Genomic DNA, 19,595 nt, shown 5'->3' on the forward strand with positions numbered 1-19,595 from the left:
GACCTGCTCGGCGAGGAGGTCGTGCCGGTGCTGCGCAAGGAGTTCGCCAAGAACCGGCCCGCGAACGTGCCGGACGCCCCGACCCACGCGTCCCTGCTGGCCGCCAAGGACACCGGCAACACCGCCACCACCGAGGACACCGCCGAGGAAGGAGTCCGCGCATGAAGCTCGTCGTCGTCTCCGCGGGGCTGAGCGTCCCGTCCTCCACCCGGCTGCTCGGCGACCGGCTGGCCGCTGTCGCCGCCCCCGCCGCCACCGCGCCCGAACCGCAGCGGGCCGACGTCCAGGTGATCGAGCTGCGCGACATCGCCGTGGAGATCGCGCACAACTTCACCAACGGATTCCCCGAGAAGGATCTGGCCGACGCCTTCGACGCGGTGGCGGCGGCCGACGGGCTGATCGTCGTCACGCCGGTGTTCTCCGCCTCGTACAGCGGACTGTTCAAGTCGTTCTTCGACGCGCTGAGCGTGCACGACGAGGGCGCGCTGGCCGGGAAGCCGGTGCTGATCGCCGCGACCGGCGGCACCGCCCGGCACTCCCTCGTCCTGGACCACGCCCTGCGCCCGCTCTTCGCCTACCTCAAGGCCGTCGTCGTCCCGACCGGCGTCTACGCCGCCTCCGAGGACTGGGGCGCCGGCGGCCTCGACCGCCGGATCGAACGGGCCGCGGGCGAACTGGCGGCCCTGATGTCAGGGCTGACCACCGCCGGCCCCCAGCCCCGGCGCGACTCCTTCGAGGAAGTCACCCCCTTCGAGGAGCGCCTCGCCGCGCTGCACCACCTTCCCGAGCCGGCCGAGGCGCACCGCGCCTCGGGGACGTGACTCGAGAGGCTTCTTCGTCATGGACCCGCACTCGCTCCCGCACGACGGGGTACGGCAACCGGACGGCGTCATCGCCCTCACCCTGACCACCACGCTGGTGCTGGGACGGGACAGGACGGCGCCGCTGCCCGTGTGTTTCCGCTACGACCGGCAGCAGCCCTTCGCGGTGCTCCTGGAACTGCCCGAGCCGGGCGGCCTGGGCAGCGCCCGATGGGTCTTCTCACGGGACCTTCTCCAGTCGGGTCTGCACAGGCCCTCTGGGGAAGGTGACGTGCGTGTCTGGCCACCGTGCTGCTGCAACGACAGGCCGGACGTACGCATGATGTTGCGCGACGGCTCGGCCTCCGCCCTGCTGGACGTCCCTGTCCAGCCACTGCGTGAGTGGCTGGTCTCCACCTGGGAGGCGGTTCCGCCCGGGGACGAGAACGCGCTGATCGACTGGGACTCCGTCACGGAGGCACTGCTCGGGGAAGGCTGATCGCTCATCGGCCATAGTGATGACTGACATCCTGAGCCATCGTCATCAGTGAGGAAGGGCGGCGGGAGCCCGACCGTTGTGTCCAGCGACGAAAGAAGGTGTCCATGTCCACAACACGCGCGTCCGGTACGTCGTCCCCCGCCACGACGGCGAAGTCCTCCCACGGCGTGCCGGGCGGCCTGGTCGCGCTCCTGGCCGTCGCTTCCGGCATGACGGTGGCCAACCTCTACTACGCCCAGCCGTTGCTGTCCTCGCTCAGCAGCGTCTTCGGCATCAGCACCGCGACCGCGGGCACGCTCATCACCCTCACCCAGGTCGGCTATGTCCTCGGCATGCTCTTCCTGGTCCCGCTCGGCGACCGGTTGGAGAAGCGCAACCTCGTGACCGTCCTGCTGACGGTCACGACGGCCGCCTCTCTCGTGGCAGGTCTCGCGACCAGCTTCCCCATGCTGCTCATCGCCTCGCTGATCAGTGGCGCCACGTCCGTCGTCGCCCAGATCCTGGTCCCCTTCGCGGCCAATCTGGCCGCCGATCACGCCCGCGGGCGGGTCGTCGGCCGGGTGATGAGCGGGCTGCTCACCGGCATCCTGCTCTCCCGCACCATGAGCAGCCTGGTCTCCGAGGCCGCCGGCTGGCGTGCCGTCTTCGTCGGATCCGCCGTCCTGACCGCCGTCCTCGCCGTGGCCCTGCGCGTGGCTCTGCCGCAGCACGCCCCCACCACGTCGCTGCCGTACCACCAGGTCCTGCGCTCCACCGCCCGCCTGGTACGAACGCACCCGGCACTGGTGCGACGCGGTCTCTACCAGGCGGCGATGTTCGGCTCCTTCAGCGCCTTCTGGACCACTGTCTCGTTCGTGCTGACCGGCCCGGGCTTCCACTACTCGCAGGTCGGGGTGGGCATCTTCGCTCTCGTCGGAGCAGCCGGAGCCGCCGTCGCACCGCTCGCCGGCCGGTGGGCCGACCGAGGACTCGTCCGCACGATGACCGGTGCCGCCTTCCTGGTCACCGCCCTGGCCTTCGCCCTCGCGGGGCTGGGCGCGCACCACATCGTCCTGATCGCTCTGGCCGCCGTCGTGATCGACATGGCCGTCCAGACGTCGCTCGTTCTCGGACAGCACACGGTGTACCAGCTCGACCCGGCCGCCCGCGCCCGGCTCAACAGCGTCTTCATCGCGACCTTCTTCATCGGCGGCGCGGCCGGTTCCCAGCTCGGGTCCGTCGTGTACCACGCGGGCGGCTGGACAGGCCTCACCGTCCTGGGAGCCGCTCTTCCTCTGACGGCGCTCATCTACTGGGCCTTCGAGCGGCGCGGCGGTGCAGGCGACGCGAGGTGACGTGCCTCACCTGACCGCAGTCTCCGGCCGTGCCATGCCGGGTGGGCTCGATCGTGCACAACCGAGCCCTGCCCTGCTTGTCACAGGACTACGGATTGCGCTGTCCAAAGCCGTTGAACCTCGGGTGCGTCACAGGCGTCGAGCCACCGGTGCGCGGCCGAGACCGGGAACTGCCGTGTCCTCGGGGAGCGCCTCGGCGCGCTTTCCCGAGGACACGGCAGCGTCCTGCTCCTGCAGGGACGGCACAGATCCGTCGCCTGGAGCGGCGCGGGTGGGACCGTCGCGCTGAAGCCGCTGGACCCAGGTGCGGCCCGGATCGAGCAGGACGGAAGGCAGACCCCAGCTCCGGCCGGGCGACATGTTCGTCCACTACCTCGACGGGCCGGTGCGGATCGACCTGTGTTTCCCGAGCCGGCGTTGCGGCTGCGTGACTCGTGGCCCGCGTCAGGGCGTCCCGCTTCGGGAGCGGCACGTCGCCGGCGAGTTCCAGTCGTCCGTGCGCATCGGACTCCGGACGCCGCGGAGGACATTCCCGGCCACTCGGGAACCGATGGCCGCAACCTCGTCGATCCGCTCGAATCCCCGGCCGACGGGCGGCTCCGGCGACCGGACGCTCCGGCGCAGGTGGATGAGCGGGCACCGCTGCTGCGCATCCATGCCTTCCTCGAAAGTGCGTCACGGTCGTTTTATCCATCGTTGCACCTATTTCTGCCCAGCAGCGCACCGATATCGTGCGCGGTCGAGCCGACCCCGGTGCACAGGGGTGCAACGCTCGTGAGCTCCCCGGTCCTACCGTGACAGAGGGCGGCGCCCGGCCGGACTCCGTGTCCCGCCGGTCCGCTCCGCTGGAGAAACCGCCATGAGACGCAGCCCTGGAACCGTTCTGCCCCCACCATCAAGCCGATTCGACCGGTTCTGGAACCGGCCGCGGTCGCATCGACCGAAGCCGCCGCCAAGCGCCGTGTTTCTGCCAGGACCCGCCGACCGGACGCAGGACGGTGGACCAGGTGCGCTCCGCGGACACTCTCTTACGGCAGCCTCCCTCGAATCCCCCCATCAAGGAGCACACCCCATGGTCACCCACCCGACCGCACTGCTCGTCCACGGCGCCTTCGCCGACGCCACCAGTTGGTCCGCTGTCATCGGTGAACTGCAGAGCCACGGCATTCCCGTGCTGGCTCCGCCCAATCCACTGCGCGGCCTGGCGTCCGACGCCGCTTACATCGCCTCGGTGGCGGCCCAGGTCGACGGCCCCGTCGTCCTGGTCGGCCACTCCTACGGCGGCGCGGTCATCTCCGTGGCCGGGACCGAGGACAACGTGGTGGGCCTCGTCTACATCGCGGCCTACGTGCCCGCGGAGGGTGAGAGCCTCGATGAACTGCAGGGACGGTTTCCCCAGTCGTCGTTGGTGAGCAACCTCGAAGAAAGGACGTACCCGCGGGAGGACGGAGAGTCCGTCGTCGAACTCACCATCGCCGAGGAAGCGTTCCCGGCCGTCTTCGCGGCCGACGTGCCGCCTGCCGTCGCCAAGGTCCTCGCGGCAGCCCAGCGTCCGTTGGCAGCTGTGGCGTTCGGGGAAAAGGCTTCCGCTGCGGCGTGGAGGGTCAAGCCGTCCTGGATTCTGGTGGCCGGCGCCGACGAGGCCATCAACCCGGAGGTGGAACGCTTCGGCGCCAGGCGCGCCGGGTCGACGGTCATCGAGGTCGACGGCGCCTCGCACGCCGTGGCCGTCTCCCAGCCCTGCGAAGTGGCCGAACTCATCCGCGACGCCGTGCGCGCGACGACCTGACCGCCCACTGCTCGGCGGCCGGATCCGTGGCAGACGCAAGACGTCGGACGGACCACGCACCAGGCCCTACCGACCCGGGCGGTGAGGCGTTCGCATCCGCAGCCCGAGCCACCCCTGGGCTGCCGAGCTCGCACGGAAGACCGTCGACGACGTGAGAGGGGCCGCGAGGGCGCATCACCGCGGGCGCGAACAAGGGGGGTGAGCCGGCCCGCACCATGCTCCGGCCGTGCTGCGGGCCGAGCACTCGGTCGCGGTGGAGCACCCTCGGCAGGTCGCCGTCGCCGACATACGCGGAGCCGTCGTGAAAGGCGACACCGACAGGACAGGACGGCGCTCGTGGACGTCACCGCGTTGCCTTTGGTGGACTTCTCACCGGGCTGGGCCGTCCGCCACCCGGTCGGCCGGCCTTCCGCGTCGCGGCCGTCGCTCGCACCACGACGTTCGAGATATACAACGTCGGCGCGGCGGCCGCACTGGTCCGGAACGACCTGGGCGTCTGCCTCATGCCCCAGTCGATCGCCGATCGGTTTCCCGATCTCGTCAGTTCCCGTTACGACGGCACGCGCCGAGCCGGAACGTCAGGTCGTACGTCCGTCCGGTGAGCCGACCCCGGCGGTAGCCTCGCTGTGGCATCACGTCGTCCGAGCCCGTCAGGAGGCGGCCGGACTGTCCTGCAGAATCGCCAGGAGTGGTTCGGTGCGGACCGTCATGGGGGCCGCACCTCCGGGATTCAGATAGAGCATGTGGCCGACGGGGAGCCGGTCCACGAGGTCCGCGCACGGGACCACCTCGTAGGCCAGCATGCCGGCCGTCTCCAGGTGCGGCTGTGCGGTGAAGACGGGGACGACCGCGGTGCCGTCCGGCGTCGCGGCCGTCACCAGACCGCCGTCGGATCGGGCGAGTACGGCCAGTTCGGCTTCGGCGAGAGCGCGCGTCACCTCTTCCGCCCGGGCGTATCCGGTGGCGGCTCGCTGGACGGCGTCGTCCACGGGATCCGTGGGCGGGTCCCAGCCGAGCGCCGCCGGGGAAGGGCGGTAGTCGTCGTTGGGTTGCCACGCCACGATCTCCCCCGACGTATCGGAGCGCCACTGACCGAGCACGGCCCACGCCGGGGGAGATCCCTCTCTCCAGGCGGGGTCGACGAGTCCGAACCAGTGGTCGGGAGCGTGGCGTGCGGCCTCGCGGACGTCTTCTGGAGGTTCGGGCATCACGTGCTCGTCCTGCGCGGTCGTCGAGGCCCGTGTGTCGTCACTCATGGCATCACCTTGATCTGCGGACGATCCGGCGGCGGTCAGCCGAGGGAGTCCGGTGTCGCGCCGGGGCGCGGCCCCCAGGCCGAGACGTCCTGCCGCAACAGGTCGAGGGCCTTGGCCTCGGTGTCCTCGTCTTCGTCCTCGCCGGACGCCTCCTCCGGGTCGTCGTGCCGGGAGGCTGCCGGATCGGAGTCGTCGGGGTTGTCGTCCCCGGCGCCGCACCGAATCTCCTCGGCGACTCCGGGGAAGATCTCGGGCGTCCGGGGCGGGCGCTGAGCGGGACGCCATGTGGTGAAGCCGGTGTCGCCGGTGCCGAGGGCGTCGGCCGTCGGCGAGCCGGTGGCCTGTTCGGCCCGCTGTGCGGCGTCGCCTTCTCCTCCGTCCCATACGCTCGGGTCGGAGACCGTGTAGCGCGTGGTGGCCGTTCCCTCCGCGGTGTCGGCTGCGGTGCCCCGGCCCCCCAGGGACAGCAGCAGGGGTGCGAACCCGGCGCCGGCTGCGTTCCAGGCGGACACGTCCTCCGGTTCCTCGTCCTGGTTGACCATGGCGACGCGGTCGTCGGGCAGATGAGCGACGACCGGCGCGGCCCCGGCCGTCGACATGCCATGCGCTTCACCCCCGGTGTCGCCGGTGGCCTCCGCCTCGGGTCCCTGGGACGCGGGCTCCCGGCGGAGCGTTGCCGCCTCCGGCTCGGCCCCGCGGGCAGCCGGTGTGGCCCAGGCGCTCCCGGAGGCGCCGAGCAGTGCTGAGGCACCGGTCGCGTCGGGCCGCTCACCACTCCGCCGGCCGGGAGCGGCAGGTGTCCCCGTCATGGGGGCCAGAAGGACAGGGGGTGCCACGAGGGGGGTGCTCGGCTGTCCGGCCGTGTGGGCGCCTTCGGCCGGCAAGGCCGCGTCAGGCTCCGTCAGGCCCGATCCACCCGATGGGGCTCCCGCCACCGGGACGCCTTCCTCGGCGTCCGGCGTCCACTCCTGTGTCCACGGCACCGCACCCTCGCCGCCCAACAGACCGGCGGAGTCCGGACGTTCAGCACCCCCGCTGCCCGCCCCGGTCCCGGCGCCCATCCCCGGAGACATCGGCATCATCGGCATACCCGGCACACCCACACCAGCGGCATCACCGGACGCAGCGGTCGAAGGCAGCGTGGCGCCGGACGGTGCGGACGCCGCGGACCCGCCGGGGGACACACTCTCCCCGGGCGCGAATGCCTCCGGACCGCTCAGGCCCGCCCCGCCCGCCTGCGCACCGGCCACCGGCTCGAAGTCGTCCACCGAACCCGCAGAGCCACCGCCAGCCCACGGCACCACACCGTCACCGCCGAGCAGCCCCGCAGCATCCGGACGCTCAGCACCCCCCGCACCCACGCCGGCACCAGCACCCGCACCCGGAGCCATCGGCATCATCGGCATACCCGGCACACCCACACCGGCAGCCTCCCCAGACACCACACCCGACGGAACCGTAGAACCACCAGGCACCGACACCCCAGAGCCACCAGCAGACACGCCCTCACCAGGGGCGAAAGCCTCCGGCCCCGTCAACCCCACCCCACCAGCAGCCACACCGGCCACCGGCTCGAAGTCGTCCACCGAACCCGCAGAGCCACCGCCAGCCCACGGCACCACACCGTCACCGCCGAGCAGCCCCGCAGCATCCGGACGCTCAGCACCCCCCGCACCCACGCCGGCACCAGCACCCGCACCCGGAGCCATCGGCATCATCGGCATACCCGGCACACCCGCACCGGTGGTCGAGCCGGTGGGGGTCGCCCCGAGGACTGGGCTGGAGATCAGATCGGACGCGGGCATGGCGGAGACACCTGCGGTTCCCGGAGCACTGCTCAGTTCGGTGGGCAGACCCGTCCCCCCGGTGCCGGGAAGCCCCACGGCGCCGGCCTCCGGCAGAGCGCTCGACGTGCTGCCGGGGAACTCCGGTGACGCGGCCCCGCCGGTCCACGCCTCGGGCGACTGCGCCAGGACCTGGCTCGTGTTCGAGGAGCCGTTCGTGCCGCTGCCCGTCGAAGGCATCGCTGCCAGCGAGGTCACAGGCATCGCACTCGGCGTGTACCCCGTCCCGCTCCCACTGGTGGCCGTGGACGGATTGATGATGCTGTCCAGGGTCGGGTTCAGCGTTCCCGCGTAAGGGTTGATGCCGGCGCTCGTGCCCGTCGGGTCCAGCTCCGGTGCGGACGCGCCGCCGCTGAACGGATTCACCGTCCCGGCAGTACCGGTCCCGGTCCCGGTCGGATCCAGCTCCGGGAACGAGATGCCGCTCCCACTGCCCGTACCGCTACCGGTCGGATCCAGCTCCGGTGCGGACGCGCCGCCGCTGAACGGATTCACCGTCCCGGCAGTACCGGTCCCGGTCCCGGTCGGATCCGGCTCCGGGAACGAGATGCCGCTCCCACTGCCCGTACCGCTACCGGTCGGATCCAGCTCCGGCGCCGACGCACCGCCACCGAACGGATTCACCGTCCCGGCAGTACCGGTGCCGTCTCCGCTGCCGGTGTTGGTGTCCAGGCTCTCCAGCTTCGGGGGGTTGGCGCCGCCGCCTCCGCCGCCGCCGGTGTTCAGCTTCGGGGGGTTCGCGCCACCACCGGTGCCGCCGAACTTGTTGGGGTCCAGTGAGCTCTTGGTGTTCCCGTCGTTGCCGTTGCCCGTGCTGGGGTCCCTGGTCGGGGGGGTGACCGGCTTCGGCTGGACCCGGCTGAGGTTCTGGCTCACCTGCGCGTAGTTGGTCGCGAGCTTCTTCAGCTCCGCCCGCATGTCGTCCGTCATCATCTGGACGAGTTCGGGCTTCTGACTGATCGGCATCAGCCCGTTCGCCATGGGTTTCACTCCCAGGCGGGCGGCCTCGTTCGCGTACCACGCGTCGATGGCGTGGATGTTCGCCTGGGCGACCAGCAGTGCGTTGGCGCTCCAGACCAGGTTCTGCCCGACGGACGAGCCGGTGCTTCCCCCGTTGAGGGCGTCGGCGTTGTTGGCGACCTGCTTGGAAAAGGTGGACATCGTGTCCATGAAGGCGTCCGCGGCGGCGCCCTGCCACGGCGCCCCGTCACCGCCCGCGAGAGCCTTGGACTGGTCCGCGAGGCTCTTGGCGACCATCGCCATGACCTCCTGCACGTACTGGAAGTCGTTCGCCGCCTTGACCAGGGTTTTGGGGTCCGACACGGCCGACGCCCGCGTGTCGCCGCCGGCACCCGGGGTCAGGTTCGACCCGCCGGTGATGGCGGCCATGATCTGCTTCCAGTCCCACGAGTCGTAGTCGGCCGTGGACCCCTGAACGCTCGGGTCGGCGTAAATGCCGGTGTCGTCCTGGTGGAACCCACCCTGGTTGTAGTCGGGCATCAGTCCGCGCTCTCGTCTGAGGCTTCGGTCTCCGGGCCGCCTCGGGACCGCGGGAGGACCGCGTGTCGTTGTCCTGCGACGGTCACACCCCTGCCGGTGCACTGGGGAGGGGATGCCCCGGCAGGGATGGCCGCGTCCGGCTCGGCTCTACGTCTTGGACGAGTTGGACGAGCCGCTGGAACTGTTGTTGCTTCCGCTCCCGGTGCTGCCGGTGCTGCCGGTGCTGCCGGTGCTGCCGGTGCTGCCGGTGCTGCCGGTGCCGCCGGTACCACCGGTACCGGTCTGGACCGTGCCGCCGCTGTCCTCGGCGAGTCGTGCGAAGTCCGCCGTGGCGTCGCTCAGCAGGGTCTGCAGCTCACTCGACTTGATCTTCGAGAGATCTTCCGTGTTGGCGTAGTTCTTGCTGAGCAGCTTGGCGCCCTTGGCGATGTCCGCCAGCCCCTCCGCCAGGTCGGAGAGCACCTTGTAGTAGCGCTCCTGGAGACCGCCGCCCCCGTTGGGGCCCGAGGTCTGGGAGCGCAGTTGGTAGGCGTCGTAGAAGGCACCCGGCTGCACCGTGGTGCCGGAGCCGGCGGCCATACGGGCACGTGCCGCGGTCACCGTCGGGACGAGGGCCTCGATGTTCCTCGCGAAGACATCGAGGGACGCGGTGTCAACGGTCTCGGACCCATCCTTGCTCCCGGAGCCCTTCGGGACCGGAGGCGGGTCCGGGAGTCCGGCCTTCTCGGGCTCGGACACGACGGCCGGACGGTGCACGCTCGTCGGGTCCCAGGCCTTCGGCGGGTCGGGGTCCGGCGCGGGAGCGGCCTTGGGGGTCACCGGCATGGCGCCCATGTCAGGACCACATCTTCTGCCCGTACTGGCGGGCGCCCTCGTAAAGGGCAAAGCACTCGCTGAGCACGCGCCTCGCCTCCGTGGCCTCCGCCTCCATGTTGGCCGTGGCGGTGTTCCACTGGGCCAGGTGCTTGTCGAACTCCTCCTTGACGGAGCTCTCCCACGCGTCCAGGGCGGTGTTGTTGCCGTCACGGAAGGCGGCGTTCAGCGTGTTGATCTCGAGCTGCACGTAGTCGAGCTGCTCAACCACGGCCCTCATGGCCTGGAAGTTGATGCCGTAGGTCGCCATTTGTCTTCTTCTCCTTTACCAGCGGCGCACTGTGTGGGCTCAGAAGCCCTGCAGCGGGACAGGGGCGGCCATCACGCCCTGGACCTGCGCGGTCTTGTTCGTCGTCTCCTCGTGCGTCGCCCCCTGGAAGTTGCCGGTGGCGACGATGCGCTGGTGCATCTGGTCCAGGACGGCGCCGACGACCTTGTAGTTCGCCAACCAGGAATCGAGGGCGCTCTTGAAGTGCATGGCGGCCTCTCCGCTCCAGCCCGCCTCCGCCTCGTCCGCGAGCCGCGTCATCTGGGTGTAGGACAAACGGTGGCTCTCCGCGGTCTGCAGATGCGTCTTCGCGGACTGATTCATGCCCTCCAGTGTGATCTGCTCGTAATCGAGAATGGCCATGTCGCCCTCCTAGGGGGTCGGTCGTCGTACCACGGGTCTTCTCCGCTCCGTGTGGTCATCCTGCCGTCTCGCTCCGCCCGCCCGACAGCGCCGGCCGGCCGCCCTGCCCGCTGAGACACGGCTCCTGCCCCTGTGTCCCCGCAGGCTCGTCATGCCACCGCCACGACATCGGCGCGCTCCAGGTCGATGCCGTCCAGCAGGACGGTGAGTGCGGCCGGATCGATCACCGGACCGTCCGCCGCATCGGCGATCCGGTCGGCGACCCAGTGGGCGCCGAAGGCCCCGTTGGACGGCGCCACGCGGGCGAAGTGATCGGTCAGGACCGCGTCGACGCCCTCGCCGACCTCAAAGCCGTTGACGGCGAGCCGGCGAAGGGCCAGACGAGCGAGCTCCTTTGCCGTGTAGGCGGGGAAGTCCAGCCGGTCGGCGAAGTGCTCCGACAGCCGCGGTCCCGCCGGCAGCCCGAGGAAGTCGCCCAACGTGTCCGCGGCCGTGGAGAGCACCAGGACCACGCCGGGATGGCGGGGCAGCGTCTCGCAGAGGGCGTTGACCACCTCGGTCCGCTCCTCCGCGGGGCGCCGCACGAAGAAGGAGTCGAGTTCCAGCAGGAGCAGCCCGCCGGCCGCCTCGTCGAGCAGGTGGGAGACGTACGCTTCGGCCTGGCCGGGCCAGCGGGCCGGCATGACCGACATCTGCGCCCGGTGGAGCGTGCCGGTGGGCAGGAGGTTCAGCTCGGCGAGGGCACGGGCGTACAGGACCGCCACCGCGTCGCGGCCGCTGCCCTCGGTCCCCGCGAACACCAGGTTGGCCGCTGCGGCCGGTACCGTGCCCGCCCGGCGAGCGGCGGTGAGCGCGTCCAGCCGGGCGGTCAGGGCCTTGCGCACATCGCCCAGTCCGACCAGTGCCGCCAGGCGCGCGGCGCTGACGCTCTTCGGTGCCGGATCCGCCGCGGCGGGGTCGGTGCCCGGGTCCGGCGTGTCCTCGGGTGCCGTCGGATCCGGTGCCGGCAGCGACTCGACGTCCTCCTCGGTCAGCCGGCTCAGCTCCGAGTCCCTGCCCGGCGGGGCCGCCGCCAGCCGCGACGCCTGCTTGCTGATCATGGTTTCGAACAGCTGGCGTGCCACGCGGCCGTTGCCGAACGTGGGCCCCTTGGGGATCCGGTCGAAGTACCGGCTGACCGCCTCCGAGGCCTCGTCGGTCAGCTCGTAGTAGTGCTTGCCGCACAATCCCCGCACGATGGTGACGAGTTCGTCCACCGTGTAGTTCGGGAACTCCACCGTGCGGGAGAAACGGGAGGCCATTCCCGGGTTGGAGGACAGGAACTGGTCCATCTGCGCGGAGTATCCGGCGACGATGACCACGATCTCGTCGCGGTGGTCCTCCATCAGTTTCATCAGGGTCTCGACGGCTTCCTGGCCGAAGTCCGGTCCGGTTCCCTTCGACTGGTTGGTCAGCGTGTACGCCTCGTCGATGAACAGCACACCGCCGAGGGCCCGGTTGAAGACTTCCGTGGTCTTGATGGCGGTGCCGCCGATGATCTGCGCGACGAGATCCGCACGCGACACCTCCACGATGTGGCCCTTGCTCAGGATGCCCAGCTCCGCGAGGACCGCTCCGTAGAGCCGGGCGACGGTGGTCTTGCCGGTGCCCGGGGGGCCGGCGAACACCAGGTGCCGGCTCATGGGGGGCATGGGCAGGCCCATCTCCTCGCGGCGCCGGGTCATCTTGTTCAGGTTGATGAGGCCGGTGACCTCCTGCTTGACGCTCTCCAGGCCCACCAGTGCGTCCAGTTCGGCCAGGGGTCCGGTACCGGTGTGACGGGCGGTGGGCGGGGCGGAACCGGCCGGGCCGCCCTCGGCGACCGGTCCGCCGTCTGCGCGCACGGGCGCCGGGAGGTCCTGTTCCGCGGGGACGTGCACCGGCCCGTCCGGACCGACGACGTCGATGACGTCGAGGTGGGGATTGGGACGCATGCGGTGGAGGGGCTGTCCGCCGTTGTCCCGGATCTCGCACGCCTGGATGCGTACCAGCTCCTCGGTGTTGACGCGGATGCCGTCCCCCGCGTTGTCGAACACCAGGCAGTGGCCGAGGTCGGCCCGGGAGGTCGCCTGGAGGTGCAGGCCGTGCCCGCGGGCGCCGTGCACCCTGCTGCCGACGGCGGTGATCCGGCCTCCGCCGGCCACCCGCACGCCGTCGGTGTCGGACCCGGCGACCTCACTGTCCTTCAGTTCGAGGACCGCGTCGGCGCCCACCGTGATCCCGCAGTCGCGCGTCACGCAGGCGTCCGCCACCGCCGTGGCTCCGGCCAGCAGCAGGCCCGGTCCGCCCGAGGCGCTCAGGCCGGTTTCCCGCAGCCGGGCGGTGGCGCCGTCGCCGAGTTCCACCGCGGCGCCCTGCCCCGTGGAGGTGATGTCCGAGGCCCGGAGGACCACTTCGGCACGGGAGGTCGCCAGCACACCGGTGGCCGCGGACACCGACAGGCGTTCACCGTCCATGGCGGACCCGCCGGTCACCATCAGACCCCGCTCGCCGCCGTGCACCGACAGTGAGCGGGCCATGAGCCGGCTGCCGTCGTCCACCAGGACACCGATGGAGACGTCCTTCAGCTCGGTGTCCTCGACGCTGGGCGACGACGCCTCGATGACTCTCAGGCCGCTGCGCGCCGCACCGGACAGCACGCACCCGCGCAGAACGGGGGCGGCCCCGCCCGCCACCAGCACCGAGTCACCGCCGGAGCCGGTGAACGAGCAGTCGGACAGCGTCGTCTCACCTCCGCTGGTCAGATAGGCGTCGAGGCCCGAGCTGCCGGACACGGTGACTCTCAGGCCCGACAGCCGGCCGTTCTGCTCGGCCACCAGGGCCGGCTGGACGCTGCCGGTGATGCGGGAGTCCTCCACGACGGCCTGCGCCTGTCCGTTCACGCAGACGCCGTTGCCGCCCGTCTCGTCGATGTGGCAGCCGCGTACGGTGAGCCGTCCGCGCTCGGTCACGACGACGGCCGAAGAGGCCGTGCCCCGCACGGTCGTGCCCTCGAGCACGTTGGCCGTGGCGGACGTGACCACGATGCCTGCGCCGCCGGGATTGTGGACCCGGCAGGAACGGGCGATCAGCGTGCCTTGGTGCCACGCCAGGACGCCTGCCCAGGCCTCTCCTTCGATCGCGCACTCCTCCAGGGCGGCCTCGCCGCGGCGCACCTCGACGACGGGGGTCTGGTCGTTGCCGCCGAGCAGGACGAGGCCCGTGAGGCGGGCCGCCTCCGCGTCGACAACGACCGCGCCGGCGTCACCGCCGTCGATCCGGACGCCGGGGGACGCGGCCGCGAGCGTGACCGCACGGTCGACCACCAGGGACTCCCGGTACGTGCCCGGGGAGATGGTGATCAGCGTGCCGTCGGACGCGGCGGACAAGGCCGCGGCGATCGTACGGAAGCGGGCGGAACCGTCCTGGGAGACCAGCAAGAGCTGCCGGCTCATGGCGTTGTCCTCTTTCCGGGAGTGTGGCCTGGGCCGCCGGTCGGGTCCGGAACGGCGGGGGGAGTCGCGAGGATCAGCCCGGGTGGCTCGCCGAACCGGTCGGCGGCGGAGGCCGGCAGGTCGGGGGCCGTCTCGGCGCCGGATGCCTGCCAGGTCTCCTCGGCCCGGCGCAGCCCGGCCAGGGCGATGTCGTCCAGCGGGGTGCGCTCGGTGTCGACCCGGCCGTCGGCTGCGATCTCCGAGGCGGGCAGTTCACGCAGCAGCACGGCCGGACGCTCACCGTCGCGGACATCCAGCACCTTGAAGCTCGTGCCGGGCAGGAAGATGACTCGGTGGGGCGATTCCGGTTCCAGCAGAGCGGTGCGGCGGGCCGTCATCGACCAGATCAGGAAGGTGGTGTCGCCCGGCAGATCGGGTGCCGCGGTGCTCAGGGCCCAGCAGAACGCCCACTCGGTGTGCAGTCTGCGGCTCGCGTAAGTGGCTCGCCCGGCATCGCCGAGGCTCGCGCGCATCATGGTCGCGCCCCGGTAGGAAGGCAGTCGGCGCAGACCGGCGGTGACACAGCGGGCGAGCGGGACGTGCGGACCGACAGTGGCCTCACGTACGGCGTGGTGCAGCGGCCTGCCGTCACCGCGCAGGTAGAGCCGCACCGCCACGAGGTCGGTGATGACGTCGTCGGTGGACGTCTGCCCGGTGCCGCGCAGCCCCGGCGCCTGGGACAGCACCCGCGCCACCGCGCCGACCCCGTCGCCGTGTTCGTGGCGGAAGGCGGTGCGCAGCCACTCACGCTCCCTGGCGAGGCCCTTGGGCGGCGGCAGTGCGCAGGCGGCCTGGGCCGGGGTCGGCTGTGGACGGGGCCCGGTCGCGGCAGCTTCCTCGGCCACGGCCGGCCCACGGTCCGCCCGCGGTGCCGGACCCTGGGGCGGGGTCGGTGCCGCACCGGCCGTCGCGGGGGCGGCGCCGGGGTCCGTCACCGTCACGGTCCCCGGGGGCGCGGCGGCTGCGGCGACGGGGACGGCGGGCCGGTTGCGGACCGGTGCCCGGTCCGCCGAGCCGGGGGCGGAGACCAGCCGGAGCGAGGGCAGCACGGGCGGACCCGGCGGGGTGGCTCCCCGGGCCGGCGCGGCGTCGCCGTCGTGTCCGGTGCCGGGTCGCGCCGGCTCGGGCGCCGTGGCGGGGGCCGACGGCGGCGGGAAGGGGGCGGCGGCCGGTACAGCCGGTTCCGGTGTCTCCGCGACGTCCGCCGGGACCGTCGCGGAGAGCGTCGGAGAGGTGGCGTCCCGGTCGGACGGCCGGCCCTCCTCCGCCGGGGCGGGCAGGGGCGCCTCGACCGAGGGAGCGCTGACCACGGAGGCCGGCGCGGGCGGGAGCCCGCGGACCGCGTTCGCCTCCGACGGCACGACCGGTGCGGTCACTCCCGGGGCGGGCCGTCCCGGCGGCACCGCCGCGGGGAGGGCGGGGCGCGACGCGACCACCTGGGCGGCGGGAAGGAGCCGGGCGAGTCCCCGGCTCTCCGGATCGAGACGGTTCAGCAGGTTCTCGGCGAGTTCCCGCATGCGTCCGGCGGCCTTGGCGACAGTGCCGAAGACGACGCCGAGCCGGCGGGGATCGACCGCCGCGGAGCGGATCGCGTCGGCCTCGCCCGGTTCGGCGGGCTCGCCCGGCGGACGCATCCACAGGCCGCTGGGCACCACCTCTACGACCGCGTCGTCGGCGTAGCGGTACACGCCCGGCGAGATCTCCGTGAGCCCTTCGGCCACCGCGCGATGGCTGAGGATCCGGGGTGCCTCCGGTCGCCCGCCGGTCATCCGGGCCGGCAGGTAGCGCAGTTCGCGCGCGTACGGGGTCCAGCCGAGTTGTCCGTCGGTATCGAGCGCGTGGACCTGCGGGTCTTCCCACGCGGACTGGCCCGTCGGCATGCCGTTGTAGAGGACCACAGGGCAGTCCAGGCGCTCCGCGAGCAACTGCCCGGGCGTTCCGTCCGGGGGCACATCGACAGGGCCGTACGGCACGAAGCGCACTTGGGAACGCGCGCCGGGGAGCACCGACTGCCAGAAGCGCGCCACGTCGTCGAGCGACAAGGGCGGCGCCCCGGGACAGCCGAGGACGACCGTGAGCAGTTCCCTCCTGTACGCCAGCCGGGTCTCCAGCCGCGCCTGGTGCGTGGCCGGCGGGGCCGTCCCGTCGTCGGGACGCAGCCAGACGCCGCTCGGCAGCGGATCGACGACGGCGTCGGGGCTGGTGCGCCACGGCCGGTCGGCGACGGAGAACTCCCAGACGGCCGCCGGGAAGCGACGGGACAGCGGAGCGGCAGGGAGGTTCGGCCCCAGGCGCACCCAGCCCGATCCCGTGTCGCCCGGTACGTAGAGCAGGCCGCCGGCCACCGGCACGACCGCGCCGTCGGCGACCACCACGGTCCGCTCCAGCCGGTCGGCGAGCCACTGCCCTGCCGACCGGATGCCGCGTGGCGTGCCACGGCCGGCGATCAGGCGGAAGCCGCCCGCCCTGCGCCGCAGCATCCTGGCGAGCCGGTGCCACGTGCCTTCGGTGGCCTCCGCCGGCAGGTCGAGCACCACCACATGGTGGTCGGGGTCCCGCGGCAGGCGCCGGGCGAAGGCCAGGGCCTTCCCGTCCAGGGCTCCCTTGTGGTGGACCAGCAGAGCGTGGCCCGCCTGATGGCTCTCCAGGTCCGGGCTCTCGGCGGTGTGGCGGAAGTTGAGTCCCAGCGCCAATTCACCCACCTCCCGACGGCGTGCCGGACGGAGCCGGCGGTGTGGGCCGCGGCATGGGGACGGGTGTGAGGGCACCCTGCCCGGAGAGGACCGGTCCGGTGGCGAGCAGATCGAGCACCTCCGGCGGCGCGACCCGGACCTGGGAGTCCGCGTAGCCGAGTGCGGACAGAGCGGAATCGTCCCCCAGGGGGTACTTCACACCCAGCTCGGTCACGAGGAAGAGCCGGCGGCTCTCACCTTGACGGGGCAGTGGCAGGGGCTGCAGGAGCAGCCCGGCGCCCACCGGGAGCGAGACCCGCCCGACGGCCGCCGTGGGCTTCGCCTGCAGGGAGACGGTGGTGTGCGTCTTGGTCCCGGTCACCGACTGGCGCAGACACACCGTCCGGCGGTCGAGCTGCGCCACGGGGCCGGAGAGGAAGTCGGGCAGACGATGCAGCAGCGAGCGGTCCTCGGAACCCGGGGCCGCGGCGATGTCGGCCTGACTGACGTGCCGTGGCGCGAGACCCTTGGCATCGGTCGCCATCAGGGCGTACTCCGTGTGGTTCAGCGGCGCCAGTCCGTCCGTCCGCAGGACGTAGTACTGGGCCGTCGCGGCACCGTCGGCGGCGGTGGTGAACACCTGGCCGACCTTGCTCTCGCGGCCCGCGATACGAGGCCCGGGCTCACCGCGGTCGGGCACCGACGCGGCGGCGACGGTCGGGCCGTCGGGCAGCGCGGTCAGCCAGGACTGCGGGGCCTGGACCGGTTCCTGGCCGTCCAGCTCCAGGGTGACCAGGGCGGAGCGACCGCCGAGTCGGTACCGGGTGCCGTTCCACAGCACGTAGTCCGTCCCGGCCTCGTCACGCAGCAGGATGCGCCGGTCGGTGGCAGCGGCCCCGCTCGGCTGCTTGCCGTCAGGGGCGAAGTCGATCGTCTCCCCGGTGCCCCGTCCGGGAGCCAGGCACCGGGCCCAGGGACCGGTCAAGAGCGCCGAAGCCCTGGGCACCGAGTCGGGGCCGCCCGCTATGCCGATCTCGGCACCGCGCCGCACTCCGGAGAGGGAGTTGCGCGACACGCTGCGTACGCCGGTGTCGCCGCCCGCCGCGGAAGCGCCGAGCAGCGCCGAGGCGTAGTTGGCGACCGGGTGCAGCACGCCGTTCAGGTAGAGGAAGCGGCTGCCGGTGTCCTTCTCGACCACGATGGTGCCCTGTTTGGCCCAGGAGGTGTTCCCACCGGGCTTGATCAGGCCGTACACGGCGAAGCCGGCACAGACCAGCAGGGCGAGCACGACTCCGATGACCGCGCCCACGACACTGCGCCGGGCCGGTGGGTCGCCCGGGGCCGGCTCACCGGTCACCAGGGCGGCGGCCAGGCGTCCGGTGGCGAACTGGTACGCGTGTACGTGATCACGACGGCTTTGCACGAGTCGCCCCTCAGCCGGCCAGGGACCGGAAGAACCAGTAGACGTCCATGAACTGCAGCAGCAGTGGCACGAGGGCTATCGCCGTGGTCATCTCCATGATGTCGGCCACGTGTCCCCAGATGGGGAGCAGCCGCAGCGTGGGCAGCCGACGGGCGCCGAGCAGGAGCAGTCCGGCCGCGGCCAGGAGGATGACGAGGAGGAAGGTGCGCGCGACCGCTCCGCCGTGGACCAGGAGCCAGACCACCGCGAGGGTCAGTCCCAGCGTGCCGGCCAGCGCGAGCGACACGCGTTGCCATGTCTCGGTCATGCCGCGGGAGCGCAGGGTCACGGCGGAGGCCAGGGCGAGGGCCAGGAACCAGTCGAACCATCCGGAGCGGCGCGTCAGCAGCACCAGGTCCAGGGCGTAGTACAGGGCAGCGGCCACCGTGAACACGGTGAGGTAGGTGTCGGCCGCGGCCACACGGCGTTCCACGTCCGGCTGGGCGCCGGGTTCGAGATCCTCCTGGAGTTCGTCCGCGTTGCGCGGCAGCTGGGGCACGCGCAGGCCGGCCATCCGCAGCGCCAGGCGAGGCGCGATGGCGCTGAGGACGAACATCGTCACCGCGAGCACCGTCAGGGTGACGGTCGCGTCCCAGTCGAAGCTCAGCGCCAGGAAGGACCCGAGTTCCGCCGCGAGTGCGAGGACGAGCAGCACACCGAACACCCGAGGGGGCATGTTGCCGGCGATCAGCAACAGGGCGGCGGCGCCGACCGCACAGGCGGCTGCGAGGAGCACGTCGTGCCGGTCGGGACCGGACAGTGCGGTGACGCCCCGGTAGGCGGTCAGTCCGGCCAGCGCCGCGTACGTCCACCCGGCGACGCCGCACACGAGAACGGCGGCGCGGTCGCCGGCGCCGGAGCGCGCCACGGCGACGGACCCGGCCAGCATGGCCAGTGCGGCCGTGCCGAGCTGGACCGTGAGCAGTGTGCCCTCGACGAAGACGAGGACGACGACGGCCGCCGTCAGGAGCGGCAAGCAGCTCAGCCCGACGAAGAGCCGCCGCGTGAGCTCGGTCCGCCATCGGTCGGTGCGCGAGCCGATGACGGTGGAGACGCCGTCGGCGAGGTCGTCGAAGACCATGGGCGGGAGGATGTCGTCGGCCGGACGCAGGTACAGCACGTCACCGTCCCGGAGTCCGAGGGTCTCCGGCGTGCCCTCGGGATCGAGCGGCTCCTCCCCGAGGCGTTGCAGCACGTAGCCGCCGGCGTCCGCTTCCCCGGCCCGGCCGACGCGTTCGGCCAGTACCGGCAGCAGGGAGCCCATCGTCACGGCGGGGGGCAGTCCCAGGTCGGCGCTCGTGTCGTCGCCGATCACGGTGACCCGGCAGATCGCCGAGCCGTCGAGTTCCGACCTGATGCTGGAGGTGGTCATGGCGCTCCTGTGCGAGCCGGCCGACAGGAAGGGGACGACTGGCGCTGTCGG

The 19,595-nt window shown here is 72.2% G+C and carries 13 protein-coding genes and 1 pseudogene; 5 read left to right on the forward strand and 9 right to left on the reverse strand.

Annotated features, from left to right (window positions below):
- The 5 genes and pseudogenes from IE260_RS34095 to IE260_RS34115 all read left to right on the forward strand — a co-directional run.
- A pseudogene (locus tag IE260_RS34095) lies at positions 1-165 on the forward strand (5,10-methylene tetrahydromethanopterin reductase); the annotation flags it as partial.
- Positions 162-821 (forward strand): FMN reductase, encoded by a 660-nt coding sequence (locus tag IE260_RS34100; RefSeq protein ID WP_189879016.1) that lies wholly within the window; start codon positions 162-164, stop codon positions 819-821. The pseudogene IE260_RS34095 and the gene IE260_RS34100, both read left to right, overlap by 4 nt.
- A gap of 19 nt (positions 822-840) precedes the next feature.
- Positions 841-1,299, forward strand: coding sequence for an SsgA family sporulation/cell division regulator (locus IE260_RS34105; protein WP_189879017.1), 459 nt, complete (start codon positions 841-843; stop codon positions 1,297-1,299).
- Between the two features lie 167 nt (positions 1,300-1,466).
- On the forward strand, positions 1,467-2,633 hold the full coding sequence (locus IE260_RS34110) for an MFS transporter (RefSeq protein WP_373303444.1): 1,167 nt from the start codon (positions 1,467-1,469) through the stop codon (positions 2,631-2,633).
- Positions 2,634-3,705: 1,072 nt separating this feature from the next.
- On the forward strand, positions 3,706-4,422 hold the full coding sequence (locus IE260_RS34115; RefSeq protein ID WP_189879021.1) for an alpha/beta fold hydrolase: 717 nt from the start codon (positions 3,706-3,708) through the stop codon (positions 4,420-4,422).
- Positions 4,423-5,072: 650 nt separating this feature from the next.
- Here the strand turns inward: IE260_RS34115 and IE260_RS34120 are convergent.
- The 9 genes from IE260_RS34120 to eccD all read right to left on the reverse strand — a co-directional run bounded on the left by IE260_RS34120 (position 5,073) and on the right by eccD (position 19,544).
- Positions 5,073-5,678, reverse strand: a complete 606-nt coding sequence (locus IE260_RS34120) for a type VII secretion system-associated protein (protein WP_189879023.1) — start codon at positions 5,676-5,678, stop codon at positions 5,073-5,075.
- Between the two features lie 35 nt (positions 5,679-5,713).
- Entirely contained in the window at positions 5,714-9,022 is a 3,309-nt protein-coding gene (locus IE260_RS34125) for a hypothetical protein (protein WP_189879025.1), read from the reverse strand.
- Positions 9,023-9,169: 147 nt separating this feature from the next.
- Positions 9,170-9,856 carry a hypothetical protein gene (locus IE260_RS34130; RefSeq protein WP_189879028.1) on the reverse strand — a complete coding sequence of 229 codons (687 nt, stop codon included), beginning with the start codon at positions 9,854-9,856 and terminating at the stop codon, positions 9,170-9,172.
- 1 nt (position 9,857) lies between these two features.
- The gene (locus IE260_RS34135) at positions 9,858-10,145 is read right to left on the reverse strand and encodes a WXG100 family type VII secretion target (RefSeq protein ID WP_189879030.1); all 288 of its coding nucleotides are present in this window, start codon (positions 10,143-10,145) and stop codon (positions 9,858-9,860) included.
- Positions 10,146-10,184: 39 nt separating this feature from the next.
- Positions 10,185-10,526, reverse strand: a complete 342-nt coding sequence (locus IE260_RS34140) for a WXG100 family type VII secretion target (protein ID WP_189879031.1) — start codon at positions 10,524-10,526, stop codon at positions 10,185-10,187.
- A gap of 149 nt (positions 10,527-10,675) precedes the next feature.
- On the reverse strand, positions 10,676-13,999 hold the full coding sequence (locus IE260_RS34145; RefSeq protein WP_189879033.1) for a right-handed parallel beta-helix repeat-containing protein: 3,324 nt from the start codon (positions 13,997-13,999) through the stop codon (positions 10,676-10,678).
- Complete coding sequence (locus tag IE260_RS34150; protein WP_189879035.1) at positions 13,996-16,731, reverse strand: hypothetical protein; 2,736 nt, start codon at positions 16,729-16,731, stop codon at positions 13,996-13,998. Before IE260_RS34150 ends, IE260_RS34145 begins: the two co-directional genes overlap by 4 nt.
- A gap of 1 nt (position 16,732) precedes the next feature.
- The gene (gene eccB / locus IE260_RS34155; RefSeq protein ID WP_189879037.1) at positions 16,733-18,133 is read right to left on the reverse strand and encodes a type VII secretion protein EccB; all 1,401 of its coding nucleotides are present in this window, start codon (positions 18,131-18,133) and stop codon (positions 16,733-16,735) included.
- Positions 18,134-18,143: 10 nt separating this feature from the next.
- Complete coding sequence (gene eccD, locus IE260_RS34160; protein ID WP_189879039.1) at positions 18,144-19,544, reverse strand: type VII secretion integral membrane protein EccD; 1,401 nt, start codon at positions 19,542-19,544, stop codon at positions 18,144-18,146.
- Positions 19,545-19,595: the final 51 nt, after the last annotated feature.

The sequence above is a fragment of the Streptomyces viridiviolaceus genome (assembly GCF_014650995.1).
GTDB lineage: Bacteria > Actinomycetota > Actinomycetes > Streptomycetales > Streptomycetaceae > Streptomyces > Streptomyces viridiviolaceus.

Bases quoted from the DNA above. Each gene is read 5' to 3' on its own strand.
- IE260_RS34130 (WP_189879028.1), bottom strand. From the start codon at position 9,856: ATGGGCGCCATGCCGGTGACCCCCAAGGCCGCTCCCGCGCCGGACCCC.
- IE260_RS34125 (WP_189879025.1), bottom strand. From the start codon at position 9,022: ATGCCCGACTACAACCAGGGTGGGTTCCACCAGGACGACACCGGCATT.
- IE260_RS34145 (WP_189879033.1), bottom strand. From the start codon at position 13,999: ATGAGCCGGCAGCTCTTGCTGGTCTCCCAGGACGGTTCCGCCCGCTTC.
- IE260_RS34135 (WP_189879030.1), bottom strand. From the start codon at position 10,145: ATGGCGACCTACGGCATCAACTTCCAGGCCATGAGGGCCGTGGTTGAG.
- IE260_RS34120 (WP_189879023.1), bottom strand. From the start codon at position 5,678: ATGAGTGACGACACACGGGCCTCGACGACCGCGCAGGACGAGCACGTG.
- eccD (WP_189879039.1), bottom strand. From the start codon at position 19,544: ATGACCACCTCCAGCATCAGGTCGGAACTCGACGGCTCGGCGATCTGC.
- IE260_RS34140 (WP_189879031.1), bottom strand. From the start codon at position 10,526: ATGGCCATTCTCGATTACGAGCAGATCACACTGGAGGGCATGAATCAG.
- IE260_RS34105 (WP_189879017.1), top strand. From the start codon at position 841: ATGGACCCGCACTCGCTCCCGCACGACGGGGTACGGCAACCGGACGGC.
- IE260_RS34115 (WP_189879021.1), top strand. From the start codon at position 3,706: ATGGTCACCCACCCGACCGCACTGCTCGTCCACGGCGCCTTCGCCGAC.
- IE260_RS34100 (WP_189879016.1), top strand. From the start codon at position 162: ATGAAGCTCGTCGTCGTCTCCGCGGGGCTGAGCGTCCCGTCCTCCACC.